Origin of the sequence: Pantoea sp. EKM20T, assembly GCF_011800485.1 — a bacterium.
GTDB lineage: Bacteria > Pseudomonadota > Gammaproteobacteria > Enterobacterales > Enterobacteriaceae > Pantoea > Pantoea agglomerans.
Genome location: NZ_JAALFW010000003.1, coordinates 334,500 through 361,403, shown reverse-complemented (window position 1 = coordinate 361,403; position 26,904 = coordinate 334,500). Strand labels below are relative to the sequence as shown.

Here is a 26,904-nt window from a genome sequence, read left to right as displayed (position 1 = left end):
GATGTCCGCTTCCTGATTGAGGTGATTTATGAATGCGCACAATCGTCGCTTAACCGGCGCGCTGCTGGCGGGCGCCAGCGCGCTGACGCTGCTGCCCTGGTATAGCCTGGAGCAGGGCTTCTTCTCGGGTGACTGGCTGTTCAGCTTATGGGGTGATGAGACCAATGCGCCTGCGCTGGGGCAGCTCGCGTTACACAGCTGGCTGGGCATCGCCGTGGCGCTGTGGCTGCTCTGTGCTGGCAGCGCCTTTCTGCCCCCGGGCCGCACCCGCAGCACGCTGCTGCTGCTGTTCAGCACCTGCGGCATTCTGTTTCTGGTGCTGGAAGGGCATGCCATCGGTTTCAGTGGCTGGAACTGGTTATGGCTGGAGAACCTCACCGGCCCGCTGGCGCAGGGGCAACCGGCGATGGGCGCGGGCGCGCTGCTGCTGCTGACCATATTTTTGCTGATTTTCGCCTTTGCCCTGGCGGAGCGCGGCGTGCTGAGAGGCGATGCCTTTGTGGTGGCGTCGATTGTGCTGCTGGTGGCGCTGGTCACGACCTTTGTGCTCTATCCGGTGCTGAGCCTGTTTGTCGCCTCGGTGCAGGATATTGATGGCAGTTTTAAACCTGACGGACTGATTGCCAATATGCAGGATCCCGCCATCTGGAGCCTCGGCTGTTTTACCGGTGGCACCTGCGGCACCGCCTGGCGCACGCTGGGACTGGCGCTGATGACGGCCAGTGGCGCTACGTTGCTGGGACTGGCGTTTGCACTGGCGGCGACGCGCACCTCGCTGCCGTGTAAAAAAGCGCTGCGGATGCTGACCATTCTGCCGATTATCACGCCGCCGTTTGTCATCGGTCTGGCGCTGATCCTGCTGTTTGGCCGCTCCGGCGTGGTCACCGAATCGCTGGCGACGCTGTTCGGCATCGAGCCGGGCCGCTGGCTCTATGGCATGACCGGCATCTGGATTGCCCAGGTGCTCTCCTTTACCCCCATCGCCTTTCTGGTGCTGATTGGGGTGGTCGAGGGCGTCAGTCCGTCACTGGAAGAGGCGTCACAGACCCTGCGTGCCAGCCGCTGGCGCACTTTCTCCCGCATCTCGCTGCCGCTGATGGCGCCGGGGCTGGCCAACGCCTTCTTAATCAGCTTTATCGAAAGCATGGCCGATTTCGGTAACCCGATGGTGCTGGGCGGCAGTCACGGCGTGCTGTCGACGGAGATCTTCTTCTCCGTGGTCGGCGCACAGAACGACCCGAGTCGCGCGGCGGTGCTGGCGATGATCCTGCTGGGCTTCACCCTGGCCGCTTTTCTGGTGCAGCGCGTCTGGCTCTCCGGCAAAAGCTTCGCCACTGTCACCGGCAAAGGCGACGGCGGCCGTCATGTGATGCTGCCGCGTCCGGTGCGCTACAGCGTCTATGGCATGGTGATACCCTGGGGTCTGTTCACCCTGTTGATCTACGGCATGATCATGATTGGCGGCTTTGTGCAGTCCTGGGGGCTGAATAACAACCTGACGCTGGATCACTATATCCGCGCCTTTAGCGTCAGCGTTAATCAGGGGCAACTGGTCTGGAGCGGCGTTGCCTGGAGTTCTTTCTGGACCACGCTGGAGATCGCCCTGATTGCCGCGCCGCTTACGGCCATTGTCGGACTGCTGACTGCCTGGCTGATTGTGCGACAGAAGTTTGCCGGTCGTCAGACCTTTGAGTTCATGCTGATGCTGAGCTTTGCCATTCCCGGCACGGTGATTGGTGTGAGCTATGTGATGGCGTATAACCTGCCGCCGCTGGAGATCACCGGTACCGCGATGATCCTGATCGCCTGCTTTGTCTTCCGTAATATGCCGGTGGGAGTGCGTGGCGGTATTGCGGCGATGAGCCAGCTGGATAAAAGCCTGGATGAAGCTTCCCTGACGCTGGGCGCAAACAGTTTCCGTACCCTGCGCAAAGTGGTGCTACCGCTGCTGAAACCGGCCATCAGCGCCGCGCTGGTTTACGCCTTTGTGCGGGCCATTACCTCTATCAGCGCGGTGATTTTCCTGGTCAGCGCCCAGTACAACATGGCGACCTCGTACATTGTCGGGCTGGTGGAGAACGGTGAGTATGGCGTGGCGATTGCCTACTCCTCGGTATTGATCGTGGTGATGCTGCTGATCATTGGCCTTTTCCAGCTGCTGGTGGGCGAACGTCGCCTGCGTCGTGCAATCCAACCGGCGGTGATTATTGCCGCACCCTCTGCATCCACTCTGACTCAGGAGAGAGCCGTATGACGACCATTAACGCCGGATCGGTAGTGTTTGAACATGTCGCAAAGCGTTTTGCCGGTTTTACTGCCGTGCCGGATCTGTCGCTCACCGTAGAGCCGGGTACGCTGGTGACGCTGCTCGGGCCGTCCGGCTGCGGCAAGACCACTACGCTGCGACTGCTGGCCGGGCTGGAGCATCCCACCGCAGGGCGGATTCTGATTGGCGGCAAAGATGTCACCCATCTGCCCGCCAACGAGCGCGACGTGGCGATGGTGTTTCAGTCCTACGCGCTGTTTCCCCATATGAACGCCATCGACAATATTCTCTACGGGCTGCTTTCCTCGGGCATGAACAAACGCGAGGCGCAGGACAGGGCGCGCGAGGGGCTGAAGCTGGTGGGTCTGGAGAGTCAGGGGCAGCGGTTGCCGTCGGAGCTTTCTGGCGGACAGCAGCAGCGTATTGCGGTCGCCCGCGCGCTGGTGCTGGAACCGCAGGTGCTGCTGCTTGATGAGCCGCTATCGAACCTTGATGAGCGTCTGCGCCGTCGGGTGCGCACCGACATCCGCGATCTGCAGCAGCGGCTCGGGTTTACGGCGGTTTACGTGACCCATGACCAGGAGGAGGCGCTGGCTGTCTCCGATAAGATTATTGTCATGAAAGAGGGAGATATTGCCCAGCAGGGTGCGCCGGAGACGCTTTACCATTCGCCCAATTCGGTCTTTATCGCGGACTTTATGGGGGAGGCGAATATTCTGCCCTGTGAAGTGGAAGAGGCAGATACGGATGACGCGCTGGTCCGCCTGGGTAATCAGCGCTTCCGGGTGCGAGGTGCCGGAGCAAAAACCGGCAGTGCTCAGCTGGCGGTGCGACCGCAGTTTATTACGTTGTCCGGCGACGGTCAGGGGGCGCTGCAGGGGGAGATCATTCACAGCACCTGGCTGGGTGACCATATCGAATATGAAGTTGCCACCGAACTGGGCGCGCTGTTCATTATCGATCCGCAGATGGAACAGCGTCTGCCGCTCGCCACCACAGTTGGCGTCAACTTTAAGCCGCAGGGCCTTGCCCTGATTGCCCGTTAATCTGACTAACTCAAGGAGTTCGCATGGAATCGCATGATGAAATAATGGCGCGTCTGGCTTTAGCGGAAGCCGTTGCCCGTGAAGGTGGCGCGACGGCGTTATCTTACTTCAACCGTCGCGAGACGCTGGTGGTGGAGACCAAGTACGATTTGCAGGATGTGGTGTCGATTGCCGACCGTGAAGTGGAGCAGCTGATTGCCAGCCGTATACGGGATGCGTTTCCCGATGATGGCTTTCTGGGTGAGGAGTCGGGACTGCAGGTGGGAGAGTCTGACTACACCTGGGTGGTTGATCCAATCGATGGCACCAGCCCGTTTCTCAATGGGATGCCGAGCTGGTGTGTTTCCGTCGCGGTACTGCGCGGCGATGTGCCGGTCATCGGGGTGATTTTCGCGCCGACCTATCAGGAGTGCTACGTGGCGGCACTGGGGCAGGGCGCAACGCTCAACGGTCATCGTCTGCAGGTCGATCCCACACGCACGCTGCAAAACCACGTTACCGGTTTTGGTGCCAACAGTTATGTCAGCCCGCAGCAGGTAGGCGAGATTGTGGCAGCACTATTGTCGGCAGGCGGTAACTTTATCCGTATTGGTTCCGGCGCACTGATGCTGGCCTGGGTTGCCGCCGGTCGGGTCGTGGGTTATTACGAACCCTATATGCACGCCTGGGATTGCCTGGCGGGTTACTGCCTGGTAAAAGAAGCGGGCGGCTGGTACCACCCGTTTAACACCGAAGGTGATCGCATCACTAAAGGCGCGCAGGTTCTGGCCGTGGCACCGGGTGCCGAAGCGGATCTGCGGCGCATTGCCGGTTTGTAATTATGTGACCCTGTCACGCTGATGGTACTGTGGTCAGCGTGATGCTTTTGGCCGTAGCGTTTTGGTCAGATAGTGACGCTGCATACCGGTTTGCGGAAAATCGGGCAGGGACATCTGCGGCTGATAACCCTGTTTCTGATAAAACGGCAGGGCCTGAAAACTAAAGGTATCCACCAGCGCATAGAGACATCCCATCTTTCCCGCCTCCTGCTCTGCGGCTTCCAGCAGTGCGCTGCCCAGACCACTGCCACGGAGCGTTTCGTCCACCCAGAGATAATCGATACAGAGCCAGTTTCCTTTGCGTGCGGCGATCACTCCCCCGCGCAACGTTCCCTGTTCGTCCCTGTGAGAAACCGACAGCGGTCCCCAGTTATCGCGGCTGATAAATTGCCGGTTGTAAGCCCCCAGTCCTGCCAGCAACTCTTCCCGATCGTCGTCGTTGACCTGATGGGTAAGGGTAAATGTGCTCATCCTCGTCCTCTTTTATTCGTGGTTCCGGCTTATCCCCTGCAAAGGATAATTGTGCAATTATCCGCTATAGGGTATAAAGTAATTGTTATCCCCTTCAGGGGGTAAAAGCTGTTTTATACCCTGTCGGGGATAATACCCCTGCGCTATGCTTACAGCCTGTGATCCAGAAGGAGCCACCCCATGATATACAGCCCGCTACAGCTGGCAAACCGGCTAAAGCTCATTCGTCAGCGTAATGGCTGGACCCAAAGTGAGCTGGCGAAAAAGGTCGGCCTGAAACAGGCCACCATCTCTCACTTTGAAAATGCCCCTGACAGTACCTCGCTGGCAACGCTGTTTAAGCTGTTACAGTCGCTGGAGCTGAGTCTGGAAGTTCAGGAGAAAGAGGAGGCCAGTGCGCCTCAGCTGCATGATGAGGATGAGTGGTAATGCAAAGGCTGATTGCGTGGATGAACGGCGAGCGGGTAGGCGTACTCACCCGGCAGCGAAACGGCGCTCATGAGTTTCAGTATGATACCGGCTGGCTGAGTAATCCGCTCTCCAGGCCGCTGTCACTTTCGATGCCGTTGCAGGTTAGGGCGATCACTTCACACGCCGTGATTAACTTCTTCGATAATCTGCTGCCGGATAGCCCATTGATTCGCGACAGAATTGTGGCACGTTACCAGATTAAATCCCGTCAGCCGTTTGATCTGTTGCAGGAAGTGGGACGTGACAGCGTCGGGGCGACTATGCTGCTGCCGCCCGATATGCCACTGCCCGCACTGCAAGCCCGCTATGAAGTGCTGGATGAAACCCGGCTGGAAAGCGTGCTGTCGGCCTATCAGTCAGATATCCCGCTGGGGATGCTGCGTGAAGAGACCGATTTCCGTATCTCGGTCGCGGGGGCGCAGGAGAAAACCGCACTGCTGCTGACCGATGAAGGCTGGAGCATTCCTGCCGGTGCCACGCCCACCTCGCACATCATTAAGCTGCCGATCGGAGAGATTAAACAGCCGGCCGCGACGCTGGATATGCGTGAAAGTGTGGAGAATGAGTATCTCTGTCTGGCGCTGGCCCGTGCACTCGGTATCGGCGTGCCGCAGGCAACGATTATCCGTGCCGGACAGATGCGCGCCCTGGCGGTAGAACGTTTTGACCGCCGCTGGTCACGCGATAAAACCCGGTTGATTCGCCTGCCGCAGGAGGATTTCTGTCAGGCGCTGGGACTGCCATCTTCAACCAAATATGAGTCGGATGGCGGGCCGGGTATTACGGAGATCATGCAGATACTGATGGGATCGAGCAACGCCATCGAAGATCGCTATCGCTTTATGATGTTCCAGGTGTTTCAGTGGCTGATTGGCGCAACCGACGGTCACGCCAAGAACTTCTCACTGTTTATTGAGCGCGGCGGCAGTTATCGACTGACTCCCTTTTATGATGTGATCTCCGCTTACCCGGTACTGGGCGGCACCGGTCTGAACAAGCGAGCACTGAAACTGGCGATGGGGCTGCGTGCCACTAAGGGGAAGAAGACAGAGATCGACAAGATCTTCCCGCGCCATTTTATCGCCACGGCAAAAAGCGTCAGTTTTGATCGTGACAGTTTGCAGCAGATCTTCGACTTCTTTATTAAGGCCTTTCCCCAGGCAGTGGTCTCGGTGCGCGATGCCTTGCCGCCCGATTTCCCGCAGCACATCGCCGACGCCATTTTTAGTCATTCACTGATTATGCTGGAGCGGCTGCGGCACAAAGAGTGATGGCGCTTATGAGCTGGCAATATCCTGAAAAACCTCTCCTCATGTGTATGGCTAAAAGCCTGTCGGCTATGCTTATCTGACAGGCTTAACAGGAGAGTCATGGTATGAAGTGTCCGGGATGTGAAGGAGAGGCGTTTGTGTACGCCACGCGCGACGTCAGTCTTAATACGGGTAATCCGGAGGACGTTGTGCCAGATGTAAAGGGCGATCACTGCATCCGCTGTGGAGCGGTGATTATGAATGCCGGAACGTCGGAGTTATATCCCGAAAAGGCTGAAGCGCTGGAGAATGCAGGCGTGCCCATCAAATAACATAGAGAGCCCGTTTAGCGCGGGCTTCTTTGTCTCTGTTACAGGTGAATGTCCCTCTTTTGATAACACGCAACGAGTAAGTTGTGTGATTGTGGCACCCTACAGGCTAAACCTCAGGTTTACCCTGGGAACGGAAATCAAACCCCCGTCAATCAATCTGGCCACTGGAGTGCGTTATGGATGCCAATCGCTATGCCCTGGAAACAATCCCGTCACCGCCGGCATTTCCCGGTGCTGCCAGCCCTGTGATGTCTGATGAAACACTGAATCGCCGTCTGGCCGCCATTATTGAGCGGATGCAGCAGCAGCAGATTGCGCAACTGATTATCTATGCCGACAAAGAGCACGGCAGCAATTTTGAATATCTGGCGGGATTCATTCCGCGCTTCGAGGAGGCGCTGCTGGTGGTGACTCAGCAGGGCGAGCTCACCTATATCATGGGTAATGAGAACCTCAAGCTGGTGCCGTTTGCCCGCAATCCGGGACGCTGTCTGCATGCGGCGGTCTTTTCTCTGCCCAACCAGCCTATGCGCGGGGAGCAGCCCCTGGATCAGCTGTTAACAGAGGCAGGGATATTGGCGGGAGAACGCACCGGGCTGGTGGGCTGGAAGTTATTTACCGGCAGGCAGCAAGGGATGTTTGATCTGCCGCAGTTCATCTATGCCGCGGCGGCGCAGGCAGCGGGCGGCGATGCACAACTGGTAAACGCCACCGGATTGTTTATCTCGCCTGACAACGGTGCACGCTGCGTTAACGGCGCCGATGAAGTGGCGTTTTATGAGGCGGGGGCCAATCTTGCTTCAACCGCGATGCTGGCTGCGCTGGATAGCGTAGCGCCGGGCGTCACAGAGAAGGCGTTAGGCGCACGTCTGAACGCAGAAGGGCAGCCAAACACGGTGGTGACGATTGCCGCGACCGGCGATCGTTTCGCCCAGGCCCGGCTCTATCCGTCTGATAAACGGATTGCGACAGGCGACAAGCTTTCTCTTACCACCGGCTACAAAGGCGGGCTGACCAGCCGCTCGGCTTACGTGGTCAGTGAAGCTTCTGAGTTACAGTGTAACGTCTCCGACTGGCTGACCCGGCTGGCGATCCCCTATTATCACGCGGTGGTCAGCTGGCTGGAGCAGCTGCGGATCGGGATCACCGGCGGCGAACTCTATTCGCTTATCGAAACGGTGCTGCCGAAAGCGCAGTATGGCTGGCATCTTAATCCGGGGCATCTGGTGGCTGACGAAGAGTGGCTAAGCTCGCCCATCTATCCCGATTCAGCCGTGACACTGAAAAGCGGTATGCTGCTGCAGATCGATATTATCCCGTCGGTGCCGGGTTATGGCGGCTGCAGTATCGAGGATACGGTCGGACTGGCGGACGCGGCGTTGCGTGATGAGCTGGCGCATCGTTTTCCCGATCTCTGGCAGCGAATGACTCAGCGCAAAGCGTATCTGACAGACGTGCTGAAGATTGAGCTTGCCGAAGAGGTGATTTTGCTCTCGAACACGGTAGGCTATCTGCGCCCTTTTTTACTGGATAAGCGCCGTGCACTGGTGCGCCAGCAGGGGCTTAACCGGCCTGATGCGGCCGGTAATAATTTGTAAAATTTAACTGAGAGTAAAACGCAGGCGCATCTGTCAGGATACGCGCCTCAGAAAGTTCCTGGTTGCTCTCATTCGATGAAATGGTTTACCAAAAACGCGGTTTTGTTTGCCTGCAAAACCTCCTTTGCCGCGTTTATCGCACTCTCTGTGGCGCTCGTTCTTAACTTCGAAAAACCCGCCTGGGCGCTGACCACGGTGTTTGTCACCTCGCAACTCTATGCAGCATCGACCGTCTCGAAATCGCTGTTTCGCCTGCTGGGCACGCTGCTGGGCGGCATCTTTATTCTGCTGATCTACCCCGAAACGGTGCAGTCGCCAGTGTTGTTCAGCCTGTGCGTATCGCTATGGGTAACGGTTTGCCTCTGGCTCTCTCTGCATGACCGCACGCCGAAGAGCTATATCTTTATGCTGGCCGGCTACAGCGCAGCGATTATGGGATTTCCAGACGTTGAGTCACCGTTGGCAATCATCAACACCGTAGTTTCACGTATTGAGGAGATTACGCTGGGCATCCTTTGCAGCACGCTGGTTCACCGGCTGATGTTTCCGGTTTCGATGCATCATCTGCTGGGGCAGAGCGTTAATCTCTGGTTTCAGAACGCGCGCAAACTCTGTGATGAACTGATCAGCGGAATGGCAAAGAACAAATCGCTGGAGCGCGAAGATATCCTGATTCAGATGGCGGGATATCCGTTGAATGTTGAAACGCTGCTGACCCACTGCGTCTATGAGGGCGAAGCGGCGCGTAATGTCATCCGTCTGGTCAGCGTACAGTATCAGCATCTGACTTATCTGCTGCCGACACTGACGGCGATTGAATCACGGCTGGGTGTGCTGGCCGAACTGAATATTCGTTTTCCGCCGTGCGTCACCGACGTGTTTCAGCAGTTCCTGTTGTGGCTGCATCACGATCGGATTAACGATATTGCCGGACTGCGTGAAGCGATTGCTGCCAGTCAGGCAACCCTGGAGCACGAATGGCGGGCCGGGCTGCTGGCAACCGAAGAGAGCCTGCTGCTGATTGGTCTGCTTGAGCGGCTGGCTAACTTTGTGCGCATTGCCGATGCTTATGAGAATGTCAGTGCGCGCGCAGGGGATCTCTACAGCCACGGGGATGGGGCGGCGATCCGCAATATCCGGGAACACCGGCATATCGATAAGGGACTGTTACGGCTGTCCGCGCTGACGGCATTTCTGGCGACCTTCCTCTCCAGCCTGTTCTGGATCGGCAGCGGCTGGGCCGATGGGGCGAATGCACCTCTAATGGCGGCGATCATCAGTTCATTTTTTGCTGGTGTCGATTCCCCGGTAACGCCGATGAAGCTGTTCGTGAAAGGGGTGATGATTGCGCTGGTGGTCAGCCTGTTCTACATCGCTTTTCTGATCCCGCAGGCCAATACCTTACAGGCGCTGATGATCATACTGCTGCCCGGTCTGATGCTGCTGAGCCTGGTTATTGCCAATCCGGCGACCAATCTGGTAGGGCTGAGTGTCGCCATTCAGATCCCCGGTTTTATCGGCTTAAGCCATCACTATGTCCCGAATCTGATCGTCACGCTGAATGCGGCCATCTCCTCGATGGTGGGGATTATGTTTGCGGTGGTGCTGACGGCGTTGATCCGCAACAAACGGCCGTCATGGATAGCCAGAAGAGCGGTGCAACGAGGGCTGCGCGATCTGTTAGGGTTTATTAAAATGGTGGAGCGCAATTCCGCCACGCTATTGTCACGGCAGCAATTTATTGCGCGGATGCTCGACCGGGTGAATATCATTTTGCCGCGTAAAAGGCTCGATCCGGTGCCGGATATCGTGGTGGGGGGGTATCTGATTACTGAAACCTGGCTGGGCGCCAACTGTTATGACTTCTACGCACGTTATCGTGAGGTGCTGGAGAGCCATCAGATTGATAGTGGTCAGATGTTTCACGAGCTGGCGCTATACCTGAAGCGCAAGATGAAGTCGCTGCAGTTAGCGCCACATCAGGATCTGCTGGAAGAGTTGGATCTGTTGCTGCTAAGACTGGAGCCGATCGCCCGAGAGGAGAGTGTGGCTGTTGCGCCCTTAATCCATCTGTTTAATATTCGGGTATCACTGTTTCCACATCAGCGCTGGCCAGATTAACCCGGTATAACAAGGCTGGCTGGTGGATTTAAGATAGCGTAAAGCGGGACCAGAGCGGACGATCTCATTTTAGTTACATCATACATTAGATCTTAATTAAATTGAGAATCAGGCAGCGTGCCCATTTATTTGTCTTGCAGGAAAATAAGGTCAGCAGAGTGGAAAGGTTGGTTTGTAAAAATGGCCAGCAATGGCCTGAGCGTGAAGCGCAGGCATTATACCGGTTTTAAATCAGACTGTTGCATTCAATTCTCTAGCCAGGAACGCCTGGTTAATACTGGTCATAAGCGCGTCCTGCTGCGTCAGAAGCCTGCAACAAGAGCAGGGCGCGCGCATCCCAATGCAGGAAAGCAGGGTTGATGCAGGAAACGTTCAGCGGTAATAGCTCAGCGGCTTTCCTGCGGCTGGAGCTGATAAATCCACGCACTGTATTGCCGATTATCTTCGGCAGAAACGCGAACCTCGACGCGATCGTAGCCATCTTCAAACGCATCCAGCATCGGCCAGTGGGCGTCCAGCTGGTCGGAGAGAAACAGATAACCCGGCACGTCGGTGCCGTGCTCATCCAGAACGATGCCCGGAAAATCAGCCGCTGCGCCCCAGCCGCGCTGATAGAAGGTACCGTTCACCGAACCGGCCAGCCATTCTCCGCCAATATTTTCCAGGATATGGGCATTCTCGCGGCCCGGACAGAGCGTGCCATAGACAAATAAGCGTTTCATTTTTTCTCGTCGTTGAAACAGTGGAAGCCAGCAACTCTAGCGCGGCTAAAATGGATTGTCTTGCGGAACTGCCTCTTCAGCCTCTCAAAACGCCATGCGCAGGTAAATTCTGCGTACTGCCAGCCCCATCAGATGCGCAGAATTCATGTAGCGACGCCCTGGACTGCCGCAAAAGGTCGGATTTATGTGCACTCTGCCTGTCGGCAGATGGCACTCCCGTCCGGTTACTTCAAGGTTGTCGTGTAGTTAACCGGAATCCCCTGGTCATTGATCACCGCATAACTCACTGACTCACCGGGTTTCGGCAGAGTGTGACTGTCAATGTAAGCATCAGATTGTGGGGCAAGAGTGAGATTTTTTATTGATTGCTGACCTTCAGAATAGACATTCATGCTCATGAACCAGGGAGTAGGGTTGGTTATGGCGATTTTATTTCCCTTTACCGCGAAACGGAGCTTTTCCGGATCGGTGGTCAGCGGGGCGTTTAGTCCCTCAGGCCGTATAAAGATTTTTAGCCGGATTCGCAGCGGTAACACCACTTTACGTTCAGCCGCGTTAAGCTCTTTTTTCAGCGCAGGGATCTGATAAATATTTAACCAGTAGAGGCTCTCTTTGTCCGCGGGCAGCGCCTGACGTGAAGTGAGTACCAGACGCAACGATCGCATTTCTCCCGGATACATTTTTACCACCGGCGGTATGACTATGACGGGCGTGATGCTGGCGTCGGGTGAGAGAGTCAGGTCACCGTCATCTGTCCAGATTTGCAAATACGTTTCGTTTCCGCCGCTGTTGACGACGTTAACAGACTGGCTCAGATCCGATTGATTGAAAACGATCCGGGTTTTATCCACATTGACCACCGCCCAGACGCTGAATGAGAGCAGGACGCCAGATAACACAACGACGTTACTGAAAACTGACCACAACCTGTAACTGCGCATTGACTGTTCCTGCTGTAATAGTTTGCCCGCTGAGCGCTTCAAGAGAGGCGGTGAAATCACCACTGTAAATATCAGCGCCTCCTGAGGAGATTTGCGACGTTAAATCTTTATAGGCATACCAGCCACGCCTGTTGCCCGTGCCCGTCACTGTTCTGTCAGGCAGTAAATTGAGCGCCATATTATGACTGTCATAAATTTTTATACCGACGCCGGAGGCGGCAGCGCTGCTACCATAGTGGGTATCCAGCAGCCAGGTTAGCCCGCCGCCAGCTGTACTCAGCCCCAGATTTCTTGCCTGCGTCACCGCATTCGACTGGTTAACGAGAAAGCCCATAGCGACATTTGCTGACGTGATCGTCGATGTACTGGTGCCGGAGATGGCACCGGACTCGCACTGGATAATGATAGTAAAAGGAGCCTGACTTTTCCCGCCCGCGGCAAGGGTATTCACGCTTACGGTCGGCAGCAGCACCACCGAAGGATAATCCTGGACTTCGCATAGCGCGCCACGCACATAGGTGACATTTGAGAAGGTGCTCCAGGCAGCGGGCCAGTTACGGTAAAAACCATACCAGTAAGAAAGACTATCCTGGCCCACTTTCAGATTATTGGTATCCAGCCCGGGTCCTTTAAAAGCAATATATCCGCGAGGTTGTGTCCAGTTGTCCACATAGCGATTGCTGTTGCTGGCGTAATAGCGCGTAGAGTCTATTTTAAACATTTCATACAGCACATTGCTGAAAGCACTGGCCGGAATATAAATATAGGTGCCATCAGAATACCAGTCACTGGCTGTCAGCTGTCGGGCTTTCCAGTAGCGACTGTAATATTCGCCGGTTGTCAGGTTAGTTAGCCTGACGGCAACATTTGCAGCGACATCATAATAGGCGCCGTCCACTTCAGAGGTAATATATTGACCGGCATAGGGGCTGTCACCATTGGTGGCATACATCTCATACAAACTGTCTGCATCTGCCACGGCGCAGCGGTAAAGAATCTGGTTAGCTGAGTAGGAAACATTGCTGGCCGATGACAGAAAGCTGCCTACCGAGCTGGCCAGCAGTGTGCCAGAGGGCTGGAAGGTCTTTCCGCTATTGATGCTGATCACAGATGGCAGGCCCACATTCCCTGAGCAGGTGTCGCAGGCGCCGGTCCAGTAGGCGGCGGTATAACCAGCTGCAATCGCGCTTTGAGACAACGAGGATGTGGCGGTAACAACACTGCAATTAGCCCAGGCGGGCACATTGAACAGCAATAATAAGATATACAGGAAATATTTTTCGATTCTCACACGATTAACCCTTATGGCAGACAGCATCCAGGCGAACAATATTCTCATTCACGCGACCGGTTATTTGATAATTAACAAAACATGTTTTATTGCCCTTATATTCCCAGTTTACCTTTAAGGTTCCAGAGTCATGCGGTACACGTGCATATAATTGACCACCCTGGCCCACAATACCTATCACGGTATTATCAGCATCACGGACCTCGGTGCCCATTGGCGGGATTTCATGATCTTCATTTTTGAGCGCGATTAAGACGGCCTTACCCTGCAGCGTGGCAAAATTAATTCGGGTAACGGAACCGGCATAGGGCACAACGCGCTGGCTTCCACCGCTTAATTCGGCATCAGCATTCATATAGCGTGTATCAAGGCTGACGGTGTTGGCCTGATATGGCGTCAGCGACGGCAGGATAGCGTAACCAAAATGATCAATGACGGCACCCTGACCATTGCGTACGCTGGCGCCCTGGGCACCATCCGCATGGATAAGCGCAAAAGTGTCGCTGGTATAAGGTCCGGCGGTGACGCCGCCGCGATGAATCAGCAACGTACCAGAAAGCCCTAATCCAGCCTGGCGATAATTATCCCCCTGACCATAATTCGCTCTGACCGCGCCTGCGCGCGTATTCTGCTGAATATTTCCGCCGAACGAGACACGGTGGTCGCTGTTACTTTGCGTATTTTCGGTTCCGCCATACAGGGACCAGGATCGCTGATTGTTCTCGCCAGATGAACCGGTCAGTGAGAGCGTCGAATTGCGCGTTTCTTTAGACTGGTTGTAGTTATAGGCCACAGAGGTAGTGTGATTGCCCCAGTTCAGCGGAACCGAGACATTCAGTGAAACGGTATTTTCGGTATATTTCTCGCGGTATGCGTTATCACCATCGTCCAGGTTCAGCCCGAAACGATCATAATTCCAGGTAGTACGCTGACGGGCAACGTTGAGACTGTAACTGATGTTATTCCAGCTGTTGCTGTAACCTAACTGAAGCTGAGTAATACGTGACCGGTTATTATAGTAATCCGCCGTGCTGCCGCTCAGGCTGATTAAGCCATAATCGGCCATTGACTGACTCAGGGTCACAGAAAAATTATTACGCTGATGCAGCGTATCTGAATAGTAACTGATGCCATTGTCCTGCTGGCGCCGAACGCCCAGCACATCCTGCAGGTCGCGATAACCGCTGGTTGAGTAACGATAGGCGGCCAGGACCAGGTTGGTGCCGGTAGCAAAGGTTTTGCTGTAGCTCAGCTCGGCGCGCCATCCCGAGGCATTTCTGTTCTGTGCGACCTTTGCATCAGAAAAGGTGGTGTTTAATCCCACTGCGCCCGCTGCCGAAGTCCAGACACCGCCAAGCAGCCAGGCCTGATAGTCCTGAGCCAGCCGCGATCCTGCCGTAGCGGTCAGTCGGTTACTGATACCGCGCTGCAACAGCCCTTCAAAGAAGGTGTTATTAACTGAGTAGAATTGCCGTACCCGACCCAGTGCAACCGAGTAATGCCAGTTTCCCGGCCTGACCGAATCAGGCACAGAGGCATAAGGAACGGTAAACGAGGACGTTTTGCCATTGGCTTCAATAATCTCAACATCGAGATCGCCCTGGCTACGGGTATTGTACAAATCGTTGATCACGAAGGGACCAGGCGCCACGCTGGTCTCATAAATAACGCGATTCAGTTGTCTGACGATAACCCGGGCACTGGAGGAGGCCACACCGCGAATTTCGGGCGCATAACCACGCCGGCTTTGCGGACGCATCCTTTCATCGGTAGTGAGCTTAATGCCATTATAAGAAAGGCTGCCAAACTGCGAACTTTCTGTATAGCTGTCGCCCAGTGTCAGCAGACTGTTCAGCGGTTCAATGGGGCGCTGAAGCCAGGTTCTGACCGTTGTGTAGCGAACGTCACTGCCGGTAACGTTATTGTCGATAAACCGCAGATTGCCCTGATGGCGCAGCTGCCAGTTATCAATATTAGTGCCCGCCGTGATGCCACTCCAGAGATACTGGTATCTGTAACCGGAAGCGGTATTTTCCGTCCAGCTATAATTGGTGTTATGCCGGATGAAAAGGGCGGAGATCCCTTTATCCCATTCGGCGACGGGAATATTTCCCCTGGGAAGATGAATTAACTCCGCATCCGGAATGGTGAACTGCAGCCGCAGTGAAGCCTGATCAAATTGCCAGCGGGCCGCTGATGACCAGTGACGCAAGGGCTGACAGCCCTCGCTGGCTGAGGATTTATTCAGTGACTTAAGGCTTAATGATTCAGCCACCGTCAGCGGGAGACAAGGTTCTATCGGCTGACCTTTCTCTGCTGACAGAAAGGTCAGGGTGACGCCGCTTTTAACCAGCTTATTGTTAACATAGATATCGACATAATAGTTTCCGGGGGCGATAGTCTGATGATTAAACTGATCAATATTCTGGCCAAAGGCGGAACCTTTAAACAGCGAAGGATCGAAATAGTACTCATCAGCGTGTCCATACGTTGAAAAAGTAAATGATGCACAGAGAGGCAAAAAAAAGATGCGGATATTACCTGCCTGCAATCGGATAGTCTTCACTGACTTTAGCTCCCTGGTCATTCATTGCTGAAAGAGAAATCACGCTATTAGCTGATAAAGAGTGCGTTGCCGGTTTACACCTGACTATTTTTTTGGCAAAGGGTGCAATCATTTCGGCTTCGCAGGCTGTTTTTTTGCCTGCTGTTTTTATTGCAACCTCTGTAAGTGAGAGATACCAGGGTTGAGTGTTGTTGATTTCAACCCCCTCTTTTTGCATCGTTACTTTTACACCGTCGAAAACATTAACCGGCTGACCAATCGCTTTAGGACGATAAAAGAGTTTCATGCGGTTACGTAACATTAAAACAATACTGTTACGGCCTGATTCCGCCTGAATATTACCGGGGGGGATCTGCAGGGAGTTGAACCAGTAAATCGTCTCGCGATCCTGTGGTAATGAGACATTAGGTATGAATCGGATTCTTAAAACCTGGCCGGTCAGAGGCTGGATCCGAAACAGCGGTGGCGTGATAATAAAAGGCACGTCACTCTTATCGCCAGGTTGCGAATCCATATTGCCATTATCAAGCCAGGCCTGAATGACATAAGGAATATTATCGTTGTTCTTTAACTGAACATCGACGGAGAGAGCATTACCCGGATAAATAATTCGGCTGCCAAGAATAGTGACGCTTGCCTGGACGTTATCCGAAATAAACGTCATCAAAAAAATCAGTATTACCATTTTTAATGGGAACAGCATAATGCGCGAATACATGTCGGATATCTCAAGCGTGGCGTGCGTATCTGGCTATCCAGATACGCACGAAAAATATTACTGGTAAGTCACGGCATATTGCAGTGATGCGGTAACGGTACCCGCCGTTGGCGTGCCGGATGCGTAATAACGGGCAGAGTAGGTGGCAGAGCCAGAAGTTTCACCGGTCTGCAGTGTCAGATCACCGCTGCCGGTATAACCACTGGTCAGATTAACCACCGCATCTTTCGGATCGAGGATTTGTACCTCAACATTTTTTGCGGTTCCGGTGTTAGATAAATTACCGGCAGCGCTAACGTTATTCCCCACAAACACCGTCGAGATTTTGGTGGCCGAGGTACTGTCCCCGGCGCAGCCGCTAACGCCCACGGTGAAGGTGGTATCACCCGCAGTTGCACCAGAGGCAGCAAGGTCCGAAGTACTGACCGTTGGCAGCAGCACGACAGGGGACGCATTGTTGCCATTTACGGAAACAGAACAGGTTTCAGTGGTCACTTCTCCCTGAAAGTTGATGGTGTTATCTGAAGCTGCAAACACGCTGGCTGACACCAGCCCGGCACTGATTAACACAGCAAGATTAAGCGTTCTGAATTTGGTGTTCATTTAATACTCCTTTATCATAATTATGCGGAAAATAACTGATTGAGGCTGATGCCCATTTTCCGGCGAATGGCATCTTTGATGTTATAAACACGCTTGACTTCAACTCCCATTTCTCTGGCAATAATCGGTAGTGACAGTCCGTTCATCGCCAGATCAAGGAACCGAACTTCATCCTGTTTAAGTGCATTCACTTTTTTCCTGACCTCGCCTTTTAAACCGAAATAACAGCCCTGGATTTGTCTGTTTATCTCATCCAGGGACAAATCGGCATAAATCACAGTTTGTATACGCAGGTCCTCTTTTTGCCAGTACGCCGCAAGCGGCTCCATATGGCGATCACTGACGATAATCAGCATTAATCCCGTATGTTTCAAATACTCAATCCAGTTGCTATTGGTAAAATACCTGACATTTTCCCTGGAGAAGTCAACGAATACACATCCTCTGCAAAAGAGGCTTTCATATTTTCCAGCGACCATGCTGAGTATGGATGAAGAGAAAAAATGATTCCCTCCAGGCCAGGTGGTAATTTTTTGCAACGGACATCTGTTATAAATGTCTGATGCGCGATGGGTGAGATCACAGCCATATTTACAACTGGCGCAGCGAATTTCCTCTCTGGTTATCTTTATCATAATATTTTGGCGTTGTTGCGAGAGTTGTGATTATTTTATCGATAAAAATCTCCGCGTTTCAAGGCGATGAAAATTATCCGCTATTTTCTTCATTCGGATTTTTCTTAAGGGGTCACCTCCACGGGCGGGAGTAATATTTGTTGAAAATTCGGGACAAAAAGGGCGACGACGCCCTCAGCAGTGCTGAGAGACCAGGATTTTTTTACGTCCGTTAGGAATATTTCGCAAATAACGCCACTTTGATCAATAAAAATTCCGCACTCAATGCTAAATATGAGCGAATTTTGTTCAGTGATCAATTTTGTATATAACGGCCACTATGATGGCATTGATAAATGATTTTTTACTGACTCTATTATTGCTTTCTCCCTTACTTCATTGAAACGATCTGCATTTTAAATGGCTTTTATAAAAAAATTAGCGACGATATTTATAGCTCACATCCCATTTTATTAAGAATACTCCTGGTAACAAAGATGTTAATTGACGCACTTGCTATAAATATTGATCTAAATCAGTTATTTAGTGCATGGAAACATCACTATTTTGGTCAGTGTCATTAAAAGAAAAGAGATCTATATTTATTTCTTTCCCGGGCGTTATCATTCAGATTTTGTATACGAAGAATCATTCTTGCTGTGCGAAATTTACGTTCTGCTTTTTTGTCAGATTATACGAGATAGTTATTGGATGACAGGACAGAGCAGGGACGTTACACCTCATTTTGCGTGTCGCTGATAGTGCTGAAAACGACCGGATGTCACTGACTCTTATTTTCAATGCTCAGGGCAAAAGCATCACTGCGCTGCGGTGACTGCCTTGCAATCGCAATGCGAATAGCCGGTATGAGTCCGGCTGACCAGACAGCCAGCAGAAAGCTGACTCAGGCTTTCTTGATCATTACAGGATTAATCTGGCAAGGAACAGAGTGAAGAAAGCGTAGTTACACGTGGACGCGTTTACGACAATTTAGTGGTACGCACGGCAGACAACGAGGATGAACATAAAGCGGTGATGCATAGACGCCTCTACAGCATTTTTGTGGCCGACAGCCCTGATGAATGCGCTAATTTTCACGTAGCGACGTCACTGCTTAAGTTGTGCAAAGCACCTGAGCAGAGAAACGGTCAGAATGCGCAGCAGTGCATCCAGCCAGCCGCAAAGGGCGAAGTCGTCATTGCATCGTCCGGCTGCAAATCTCCGATATCAGGTTTGTTGATGAGAGGATAGCGTGTAGAGTCGCTGAAGAAGATGTCCCGCAGGGAAAGCCATGCTGAATAACGTAGCATCACATTATTTCAGTTTCGGAACAGAATAAGCGACAGTAACAAGGTCAGGCAGACATTGTGATCGTTTCTGACAGATTTTGCTGTAAAGAGTAAAACAGTCAGGATCAGCCCAAAATGGTGAGCAGACCATACAATAGAGCATCACGCTCCCGATCATAATCAATATGCGCATAATGTATATTATGTTAAATAGGATATTAACAGCGCACTTATCGCTTCGATACTGCTCCGTTCTTTCCTGGTGTTCCGGCAATCGCACTGCCCTGCGTCTTCGAACTGATTCCTTCAAACTTACTGTATGGTAAGAACCCCGGACGAAGATTCGGTCCGGGGTTGGTTTCATGTGACCGGTCAGTTATTTGAGATGCGAACGCAACTCTTCACCCGCCTGATTAATAGCTGTTCTGACCGTGGGTTCCTGACTTAACGCGTTCAGCAAACCGTAATCATGAATCATGCCATTGTAGCGCGTTACGGTAACCGGCACGCCTGCAGCATCCAGCTTACGACCGAACGCTTCACCTTCATCACGTAACACATCCAGCTCTGCAGTCTGAATCAGCGTTGGCGGCAGCCCTTTCAGCTGTTCAGTGGTGGCACGCAACGGTGATGCCAGGATGTTATTACGATCTTTTTCCGAAACGGTATAGTTATCCCAGAACCACTTCATCATGTTCTTCGTCAGGAAATGTCCGTCAGCAAATTGATCATACGACGCGGTGTCGAAACGCGCATCGGTAACCGGCCACAGCATCACATCATAACGGATGGCCGGCGTTTTAAACTGCTTCGCCTGCAAGGCAACCGCCGCCACCATGTTACCGCCAACGCTATTACCAACCAGCGCCAGACGTTTTCCGTCAACGCCAATTTCAGCGCCATGTTCGGCGACCCATTTAGTGGCTTCATAAGCCTGAGTAATTGCCACCGGGAAATGGGCTTCTGGCGATGGTTGATAATTGACAAATACCGCAGCAGCGCCGGATGCATTCACCATGTCACGTACCAGTCGCTCATGGGTCGGAAAATCACCCAGCACCCAGCCACCGCCGTGGAAGAACATAAACACCGGCAAGGTGCTGCTGGCGTGCTCGGGCTTAACGATGGTCAGCGTCAGAGGCTTGCCCTGTACGGTGATGATCTTCTGTGAAATCTGTGCCGGCGGCAGTTCTGCGCCCTTCTGCGCCCCCGTCAACACCGCTCGGGCATCTTTGACGGAGAGTTGCTCAATCGGTTTACCACTCCCGCTGTTGAGCGCCTTCAGGAAAGCGGCCACGCCTGCGGTCGGTTGCGGACTGTTTTCAGTGGGTGCAGCAAACGCGGTACTCATCTGGCTGGCTAACAATAATGCACTGGCGATCAGTTTCATTTTCATCACAGGGTTCCAATTAACTTGCTATTAAGTAGTGTGCTATCTGGTTGGCAGGACAATGACACGGCGAACCTGGATTGTAAACTACTAAATAGCACGCTATTTATCTCAAGCTTTTACCCTCTCTGACTATTTTCGTCGTTAACAGACTACTTTGCTGCTATCTGTATCGATTTCAGCAATTAAGCACTGCGCCTGAGCACCTGAAAAAAGTTAAAAGCATAGAGTTTTTTTCTGGTTAAGTTCAGCATGGACGCCAACGGTGCTCGCTACCCTATCCCGCTGCCGCTGCCGCTGCTGAGTCCGTTCGGTTATACACCCTGTCTCGGTCAGACCTTTGTACGTATCCGGCTCGCTGATCAGGTGTGCCGGATTCACTTTCTCACGCCATTCGCGCCAGAAAACAGCCCGCCCGCGAGTCGACACATATACGGCAGTTGATAACTGACGAGACGATTCTGTGGATAGATCAGAGGATTGCTATCGCTACGTTGCCCGCCAGGGGCCAGTCTTTGTTTTATTGCTGAATTCAGAGAGGATTTCATCTGGTGCCTCTGTTCCCTGATTAGCTATGACTGCACAGGTGCTGGACTGTGATTAACTAGAGATTTTGTATGATGTAACTAAAGACATTTTTCTTCTTTCTCAGAAATTTCACATTTCCTGCGGCTAAATATCTCTTTGCCCTCAGGCGCATTACTCTCTCTGCACTGTCACCCGACTTCAGACAATCAATAAAGGAAACATTGATGAAAACTTCATATGCCTTGATCGCAACATTACTGATGACCTCTGGCGCATCCGCTATCGCTGCTCAGCCTGCTACCGCTAAAAACCCACTGAGCGTGCACGTTCTTAACCTGCAAACTGGCCAGCCAACGGCAGGCATCGAAGTTGAACTGGATCAGAAGCAGCAGGATAACTGGGTGAAACTGGCATCAGGCGTCACCGATAACAATGGTCGCATCAGCGCCCTGTTCCCGCAGGACAAAACAGCCAGTGCGGGTAGCTACCGCGTGGTGTTTAAAACCGGTGACTTCTATAAAAAGAACAACCAGAAAACCTTCTTCCCGGAGATCCCGGTTGAGTTCAACATGGAAGCCAGCGGTGAGCACTACCATATCCCGTTGCTGCTGAGCCCGTTTGGTTACTCTACCTATCGCGGCAACTGATCCCGATCCGGCACTCAGGTGCCGGATTTCCCCTCTCCCGCTACCCGCGCCGGAAAGCACTCCACCAGCCAGTCGATAAATACCCGTAGCCGTTGCGTTACGTGCCGGTTTTGCGGATAAACCAGATGAAACGGATAACCCGCCGGACGCCAGTCGTGCAGGATCTCAACCATTTCTCCCTGCCGCAGAATCGACGACAGCGAATAATTAAATGTCTGAATGATCCCAAGCCCTGCCAGTCCCGCGGCCAGATGCGCGTTGCTTTCATTGACGCCAATGCGATGCGCACTGGTGATCTCAATTTTCTCTCCATGACGTTCGAACCGAAGCGGAAATGGCTTGCCGGTTTGCGGCGAGAGATAACTCACCAGCCGGTGTCCGTTGCGCAGTTCATCAGGATAGGCGGGCACACCGAACGCTTTAAGGTAGGCGGGTGTCGCGCAGGTAATGAGCGTAGCGTGCCCTATCAGGCGGGCAATCAGTGAGGAATCGACCAGCGGACCGCCGCGGATCACACAATCAACGTTGTCGCTAATAAGATTGACCGGGCGATCGGATACGCCCAGATCCAGCGTAATATCAGGATAGCGGGCAAAGAAATCGGGCAGCAGCGGAATCAGAACGTCCCTGGCGGTAGATCCGCCGACATCGATGCGTAACTGCCCACGCGGCTTACTGCGCAGTGAATTGAAACAGGCATCAATATCCTCGAGATCGTGCAGGATGCGCAGCGCTTTCTCATAGTATTCACGCCCTTCTGCGGTGATGGTCACGCGTCGGGTGGTGCGCTGCAGTAGCCTGACGGAAAGATGCGCCTCCAGCTCCTGAACCAGCTTACTCAGCGTCGCCTTCGGCATATTCAGCGAGTCCGCCGCCCGGGTAAAACTGCCGCTTTCCACCACCCGTGAAAAGGCTTTTATCGCCAGCAGCTGATCCATTCTATCTCCCTATTATCCACCCGTGTGGATAGTCATTTTCATTTTAGCGGATTTATCCGCCAATCCTCTTCTCTTACAGTAGCAATCAGTCCGGCAGCCCCGCTGACCGGGAATAACCCAAACTGTCTAAGAGACTATCCGGAGAAGAACTTATGAACGCATCACTCGCAGGAAAAATTGCACTGGTTACAGGCGGAACGAGCGGAATTGGCCTGGCTACCGCCCGGGAGCTGGCGGCACAGGGCGCACAGGTTTTTATAACCGGCCGTCGTCAGGCGGAGCTGGATGCCGCCGTCGCTGAAATCGGCGGAACCGTCAGCGGCATCCGCGCAGACGCCTCACAACTGCACGATCTCGATGAGGTTTACTCGCGAATTGCAGCGCAGGCGGGACGCCTCGATATTCTCTTTGCCAACGCCGGGGGCGGCGACATGCTGCCGCTGGGGGCGATTACTGAAGAGCATTTTGACCGTATCTTTGGCACTAACGTACGCGGCGTGCTGTTTACCGTCCAGAAAGCCCTGCCTCTGCTGGTTGATGGCGCATCGGTAATTCTGACCGGATCGACTGCCGGAGCGCAGGGTACTGCGGCTTTTAGCGTCTACAGCGCCAGTAAAGCGGCAGTGCGCAATTTTGCCCGTTCGTGGGCGCTGGATCTGAAAGATCGCGGAATCCGGGTCAATGTCGTGAGCCCCGGCCCTGTCCGTACGCCTGGGCTGGGTGATCTGGTCAGTGAAGATCAGCGTCAGGGCTTGTTTGATGCGCTGGCAGCACAGATACCGCTTGGTCGCCTGGGTGAACCGCAGGAGGTTGCCCGCACCGTTGCGTTTCTCGCCTCGGATGCCGCCAGCTTTATCAATGCGGCAGAACTGTTCGTTGATGGCGGAATGGCACAGGTCTGAGAGTGACCCTGTAGCTGAATATCAGACCCTGGTGATTGTCCTTATCCGGTACGCAGAATCCCGGTTCGCCGGGCGTGAGCAGCAAAGCTGCGCCTGGCTGAACCGTTAACGTAATACCCCCTGTTAAAGGCAGCAGGCTGCGTTGATCTGCAACCTGAATCCGGCACGCCGTCATAAAATGTCACGTTGAAGAAACACCCGCCTGGCAAATCCCCCGCTATAGTTATTGCCTGTCACGTCAGTCATAAAAACCATGGAGATAACATGAGCCAACTTTTTTCCACTGTCTCGCTGGGCGAACTTACGCTGGATAACCGCATTGTGATTGCGCCGATGTGCCAGTACTCCGCTGAGGCGGGCAATGCGACCGCCTGGCACCGTATCCATCTTGGCCAGCTGGCCTTTTCCGGCGCAGGTCTGATGATTATTGAAGCCACCGCCGTAGAGGATATTGGTCGCATCTCCCCCGGCGATCTCGGTTTGTGGAATGATGATAATGAAGCTGCGCTGAAAACGGTTCTGGAAGATGTCCGCCGCTACTCCTCTATTCCGGTTGGTATTCAGCTGGGTCATGCGGGACGCAAAGCGTCGTGTGCCGTACCCTGGGAAGGCGGTAAGCAGATTGCGCCTGAAGCCGGCGGCTGGCAAACCGTGGCTCCGTCCGCACTGAGCTACAGCGCGGATGAAGTGAAACCGGTTGCCATGAACACTGACGATCTGGCGCGGGTAAAACAGGCCTTTGTCGACAGCGCCCTGCGTGCGGTGCGTCTGGGAATTCAGCTTATCGAAGTGCATGCCGCACACGGCTACCTGCTGCATCAATTCCTGTCGCCGCTGTCGAATCAGCGCAGTGATGAATATGGCGGCTCGCTGGAAAACCGTATGCGCTTTCCACTGGAGGTCTTCAAAGCCGTTCGCGATGCCGTACCCGCTTCCGTGCCGGTAGGCGTGCGCATTTCTGCCACTGACTGGGTTGCAGGCGGCTGGGAGATCAATCAGTCAATCGCCTTCTCGCGTGAGCTGGAAGCGCTGAACAGTGCTTATATTCATGTCTCAAGTGGCGGTTTGTCGGAAGACCAGAAAATCAGCGTTGGACCCAATTATCAGGTGCCGTTCGCCCGCGATATTCGTGAGCAGGTGTCGATTCCGGTGATTGCGGTCGGCTTAATTACTGAGCCGCAGCAGGCAGAAGATCTGCTGCAACAGGGTGAAGCTGACCTGGTGGCGCTGGCGCGCGGTATTCTTTACGATCCGCGCTGGCCGTGGCACGCAGCCGCTGCGCTGGATGGTAAAGTCCAGGTTCCGCCACAGTATCTGCGTTCTGAACCGCACGATGTAAAAGGCATCCTGACGCAGGATCAGTAAGCTTTAACGGGCAGACCGCATTAACAACGGTCTGCCCGTTCTCTTATAAAATGCCTTTCAGCCGCAGATGCTGCAGCAGCATGATGGTCTTGGCATCCACAATCTCACCCTGGTCAATCGCCTGTAACGCCTGGTCAAAACCGAGCTCAAGCACCTCAATATCCTCACCCTCTTCCGCTATTCCGCCGCCTTCACCGCTACGCTGCTGATCGCCATACTCGGCAATAAAAAAGTAGAGTTTTTCAGTAACCGAACCGGGGCTCATAAAGGCTTCAAACACCTTCTGGACATGGCTGACACGAAAACCGGTTTCCTCTTCGGCTTCGGCAACAATACGCGCTTCCGGCGAGGCGTTATCCAGCAGACCGGCGGCTGCTTCAATCAGAAAGCCATCATGTCCGTTCAGGAAAATCGGAAAGCGAAACTGACGGGTCAGTACCACCGTACGTTTGTCACGGTTGTAGAGCAGGATCACTGCGCCATTACCGCGGTCATAGGCTTCACGGCTCTGCTCCTGCCAGCGACCGTCACGGCGCAGCAGCGAGAACGTATATTTCTTCAGGGTATACCAGTTGTCTGACAGCAACTGCTCATTGATGATGCGCACGCGGGGATGGTTCTGCTGCATGATGCTCTCCAGGATAGTAGACAGCCATCACGCTATCATGCACAATCGTGCAACTTCAAGAAAAAACATGCAAAGGCCAGTCATGCTATCCAGCCAGCGAAAACAGACGATTCTCGCCCTGCTCGCCCAGGAAAAACAGGTGCAGTCGCGCGATCTCAGCCAGCGCTTTGGCCTCTCCGAAGACTCTATCCGCCGCGACCTGCGTGAACTGGCGGCTGAAGGATTGTTGCAGCGGGTACATGGCGGCGCGCTGCCGGTTTCCGCTGCGCTGGCCACCTTTGAAACACGCAAAAGCGTGCAGACTGCTTCTAAACAGGTTATTGCGCAAAAAGCCGTTTCACTGATTCAGCCGGGGCAGATCGTACTGATTGATGGCGGGACCACCAGCGCGGAACTGGTGCGACGGTTACCCGCCACGCTGAGCTTTACCGCGGTCACGCACAGTCCCAGCGTGGCGCTGGCGTTAGCCGATCATCCACTCGTGGAGATCATACTGATTGGCGGGCAGCTCTATAAACATTCAGTGGTGACGGTGGGCGCAGCGATGCTGGAGTCGATCAACCGCATCAATGCCGATCTCTTTTTTATGGGCGTCACCGGCGTGCATCCGGCGGCAGGCCTGACCACCGGTAATTTCGAAGAGGCGACGGTCAAGCGTGCGCTGGCAGGACGCGCAGCGGAAACCGTGGTGCTGGCGTCAGCGGAAAAGCTGAACTCCGCCTCGGCATTTGCCATAGGCGACCTGTCGCTGGCCAGCACGCTGGTCGTGGAAACGCAGCCGGACGAGGCGCTGCATCAGGCGCTGAGCCAGCAGGGTGTGACGGTCATCTGAGTTCGTAGCAGGCCTGCAGCGCAAGATGCGGACCGGTCAATGGTGGCTGTGTGTCAGGAAACTGCTGTGCTACTGGCGTCATTGAGCTTTGCGCCAGGGCCACCGCAACGGCTCCCTGCTGATAAGCCTGCTCTGCTGCTGCTGCAATCAGTGCAAAATAGCGTGTTGTCTCCCCCGCTTTAAACGCCGCCCATGCTCCCTCCACCAGCACGACCTCCACCTGGCTGCCGGGCTGGCAGAAAAGTGCCCGCGTCGCCGCCAGCGTTGATTCTGCCGCACAGAGCGCAACCTTGCGCCCTGCCTGACGCTGCAGTGCCTCCGCTAGCATTTCGTCGGTGCGCATGACCCGATCCTGCGCGCTGAAATCACCGGCAACCGGCCCCAGCGTCGAGCAGGTGATCAGCACCGCATCGAACTGCGGCAGCAACGTTTCAATCATTTGGGCAATACGGCGGCGTAACGCAGTCGTCATCCCGCCGCTGCGTTCCGCTTCTGCCAGCAGCGCAGGCATCACCAGATGATTCAGCGGTGGATTGTCACGCGCCAGTGCGCGGGCG

Annotated in this window: 24 protein-coding genes; 12 read left to right on the top strand and 12 right to left on the bottom strand. The window is 54.0% G+C overall.

Annotated features, from left to right (window positions below; genetic code table 11):
• Positions 1-28 precede the first annotated feature (28 nt).
• Genes HFD94_RS07660 through HFD94_RS07650 form a run of 3 tightly spaced genes read left to right on the top strand, consistent with a single transcriptional unit; the run spans position 29 to position 4,130 of the window.
• A complete protein-coding gene (locus HFD94_RS07660) occupies positions 29-2,254 on the top strand; it encodes an iron ABC transporter permease (RefSeq protein ID WP_167432970.1) in 2,226 nt (741 codons plus the stop codon).
• Positions 2,251-3,312 (top strand): ABC transporter ATP-binding protein, encoded by a 1,062-nt coding sequence (locus HFD94_RS07655; protein ID WP_033779165.1) that lies wholly within the window; start codon positions 2,251-2,253, stop codon positions 3,310-3,312. The genes HFD94_RS07660 and HFD94_RS07655 overlap by 4 nt, the downstream gene beginning before the upstream one ends.
• A 23-nt stretch (positions 3,313-3,335) precedes the next feature.
• The gene (locus HFD94_RS07650; protein ID WP_010244873.1) at positions 3,336-4,130 is read left to right on the top strand and encodes an inositol monophosphatase family protein; all 795 of its coding nucleotides are present in this window, start codon (positions 3,336-3,338) and stop codon (positions 4,128-4,130) included.
• A 33-nt stretch (positions 4,131-4,163) separates the two neighbouring features.
• On the opposite strand, the gene HFD94_RS07645 is transcribed toward HFD94_RS07650, so the two are convergent.
• Positions 4,164-4,601, bottom strand: coding sequence for a GNAT family N-acetyltransferase (locus HFD94_RS07645; RefSeq protein WP_060680221.1), 438 nt, complete (start codon positions 4,599-4,601; stop codon positions 4,164-4,166).
• A gap of 180 nt (positions 4,602-4,781) precedes the next feature.
• Here HFD94_RS07645 and hipB point away from each other — a divergent pair, with 180 nt between their 5' ends.
• The 5 genes from hipB to HFD94_RS07620 all read left to right on the top strand — a co-directional run bounded on the left by hipB (position 4,782) and on the right by HFD94_RS07620 (position 10,373).
• A complete protein-coding gene (hipB, locus tag HFD94_RS07640) occupies positions 4,782-5,030 on the top strand; it encodes a type II toxin-antitoxin system antitoxin HipB (protein WP_022625644.1) in 249 nt (82 codons plus the stop codon).
• Positions 5,030-6,343, top strand: a complete 1,314-nt coding sequence (locus HFD94_RS07635) for a type II toxin-antitoxin system HipA family toxin (RefSeq protein ID WP_167432969.1) — start codon at positions 5,030-5,032, stop codon at positions 6,341-6,343. The genes hipB and HFD94_RS07635 overlap by 1 nt, the downstream gene beginning before the upstream one ends.
• 104 nt (positions 6,344-6,447) lie before the next feature.
• Positions 6,448-6,654, top strand: a complete 207-nt coding sequence (locus HFD94_RS07630) for a type II toxin-antitoxin system MqsA family antitoxin (protein WP_010244885.1) — start codon at positions 6,448-6,450, stop codon at positions 6,652-6,654.
• Between the two features lie 176 nt (positions 6,655-6,830).
• Positions 6,831-8,252: a Xaa-Pro peptidase family protein gene (locus tag HFD94_RS07625; protein ID WP_167432968.1), complete on the top strand. Its 1,422-nt coding sequence runs from the start codon at positions 6,831-6,833 to the stop codon at positions 8,250-8,252.
• A gap of 75 nt (positions 8,253-8,327) precedes the next feature.
• On the top strand, positions 8,328-10,373 hold the full coding sequence (locus tag HFD94_RS07620; protein ID WP_033757657.1) for an FUSC family protein: 2,046 nt from the start codon (positions 8,328-8,330) through the stop codon (positions 10,371-10,373).
• Between the two features lie 386 nt (positions 10,374-10,759).
• On the opposite strand, the gene HFD94_RS07615 is transcribed toward HFD94_RS07620, so the two are convergent.
• The 8 genes from HFD94_RS07615 to HFD94_RS07580 form a co-directional block, all read right to left on the bottom strand.
• The gene (locus tag HFD94_RS07615; protein WP_010670154.1) at positions 10,760-11,095 is read right to left on the bottom strand and encodes a gamma-glutamylcyclotransferase family protein; all 336 of its coding nucleotides are present in this window, start codon (positions 11,093-11,095) and stop codon (positions 10,760-10,762) included.
• Between the two features lie 224 nt (positions 11,096-11,319).
• The gene (locus HFD94_RS07610) at positions 11,320-12,036 is read right to left on the bottom strand and encodes a fimbrial assembly chaperone (protein ID WP_010670153.1); all 717 of its coding nucleotides are present in this window, start codon (positions 12,034-12,036) and stop codon (positions 11,320-11,322) included.
• Positions 12,002-13,354 (bottom strand): fimbrial usher protein StbD, encoded by a 1,353-nt coding sequence (gene stbD / locus HFD94_RS07605; RefSeq protein WP_167433004.1) that lies wholly within the window; start codon positions 13,352-13,354, stop codon positions 12,002-12,004. The genes HFD94_RS07610 and stbD overlap by 35 nt, the downstream gene beginning before the upstream one ends.
• The gene (locus tag HFD94_RS07600) at positions 13,332-15,893 is read right to left on the bottom strand and encodes a fimbrial outer membrane usher protein (protein WP_243234776.1); all 2,562 of its coding nucleotides are present in this window, start codon (positions 15,891-15,893) and stop codon (positions 13,332-13,334) included. Before HFD94_RS07600 ends, stbD begins: the two co-directional genes overlap by 23 nt.
• Positions 15,865-16,611, bottom strand: coding sequence for a fimbria/pilus periplasmic chaperone (locus HFD94_RS07595; protein ID WP_010670151.1), 747 nt, complete (start codon positions 16,609-16,611; stop codon positions 15,865-15,867). Before HFD94_RS07595 ends, HFD94_RS07600 begins: the two co-directional genes overlap by 29 nt.
• Before the next feature lie 57 nt (positions 16,612-16,668).
• Entirely contained in the window at positions 16,669-17,214 is a 546-nt protein-coding gene (locus HFD94_RS07590; RefSeq protein ID WP_010670150.1) for a fimbrial protein, read from the bottom strand.
• Positions 17,215-17,234: 20 nt separating this feature from the next.
• Positions 17,235-17,753 (bottom strand): LuxR family transcriptional regulator, encoded by a 519-nt coding sequence (locus HFD94_RS22990; protein WP_223565442.1) that lies wholly within the window; start codon positions 17,751-17,753, stop codon positions 17,235-17,237.
• A 1,740-nt stretch (positions 17,754-19,493) separates the two neighbouring features.
• Positions 19,494-20,513: an alpha/beta hydrolase gene (locus tag HFD94_RS07580; protein ID WP_010244912.1), complete on the bottom strand. Its 1,020-nt coding sequence runs from the start codon at positions 20,511-20,513 to the stop codon at positions 19,494-19,496.
• Between the two features lie 746 nt (positions 20,514-21,259).
• Between HFD94_RS07580 and uraH the strand changes: the two genes are divergently transcribed.
• Entirely contained in the window at positions 21,260-21,682 is a 423-nt protein-coding gene (uraH, locus tag HFD94_RS07575; RefSeq protein WP_010244915.1) for a hydroxyisourate hydrolase, read from the top strand.
• Positions 21,683-21,696: 14 nt separating this feature from the next.
• On the opposite strand, the gene HFD94_RS07570 is transcribed toward uraH, so the two are convergent.
• Entirely contained in the window at positions 21,697-22,620 is a 924-nt protein-coding gene (locus HFD94_RS07570) for a LysR family transcriptional regulator (protein WP_167432967.1), read from the bottom strand.
• Between the two features lie 152 nt (positions 22,621-22,772).
• On the opposite strand from HFD94_RS07570, the gene HFD94_RS07565 reads away from it, so the two are divergent.
• Positions 22,773-23,522, top strand: a complete 750-nt coding sequence (locus HFD94_RS07565; RefSeq protein WP_033787857.1) for a glucose 1-dehydrogenase — start codon at positions 22,773-22,775, stop codon at positions 23,520-23,522.
• 264 nt (positions 23,523-23,786) lie between these two features.
• Entirely contained in the window at positions 23,787-24,887 is a 1,101-nt protein-coding gene (locus HFD94_RS07560) for an NADH:flavin oxidoreductase/NADH oxidase (RefSeq protein ID WP_167432966.1), read from the top strand.
• Positions 24,888-24,930: 43 nt separating this feature from the next.
• Here the strand turns inward: HFD94_RS07560 and HFD94_RS07555 are convergent, their stop codons facing one another.
• Positions 24,931-25,515 carry an NUDIX domain-containing protein gene (locus tag HFD94_RS07555; protein WP_033767247.1) on the bottom strand — a complete coding sequence of 195 codons (585 nt, stop codon included), beginning with the start codon at positions 25,513-25,515 and terminating at the stop codon, positions 24,931-24,933.
• An 82-nt stretch (positions 25,516-25,597) separates the two neighbouring features.
• Here HFD94_RS07555 and HFD94_RS07550 point away from each other — a divergent pair, with 82 nt between their 5' ends.
• Positions 25,598-26,347 carry a DeoR/GlpR family DNA-binding transcription regulator gene (locus HFD94_RS07550; RefSeq protein WP_167433002.1) on the top strand — a complete coding sequence of 250 codons (750 nt, stop codon included), beginning with the start codon at positions 25,598-25,600 and terminating at the stop codon, positions 26,345-26,347.
• On the opposite strand, the gene HFD94_RS07545 is transcribed toward HFD94_RS07550, so the two are convergent.
• Positions 26,340-26,858, bottom strand: coding sequence for a glutamate racemase (locus HFD94_RS07545; protein WP_167433003.1), 519 nt, complete (start codon positions 26,856-26,858; stop codon positions 26,340-26,342). The genes HFD94_RS07550 and HFD94_RS07545 overlap by 8 nt on opposite strands.
• Positions 26,859-26,904 lie beyond the last annotated feature (46 nt).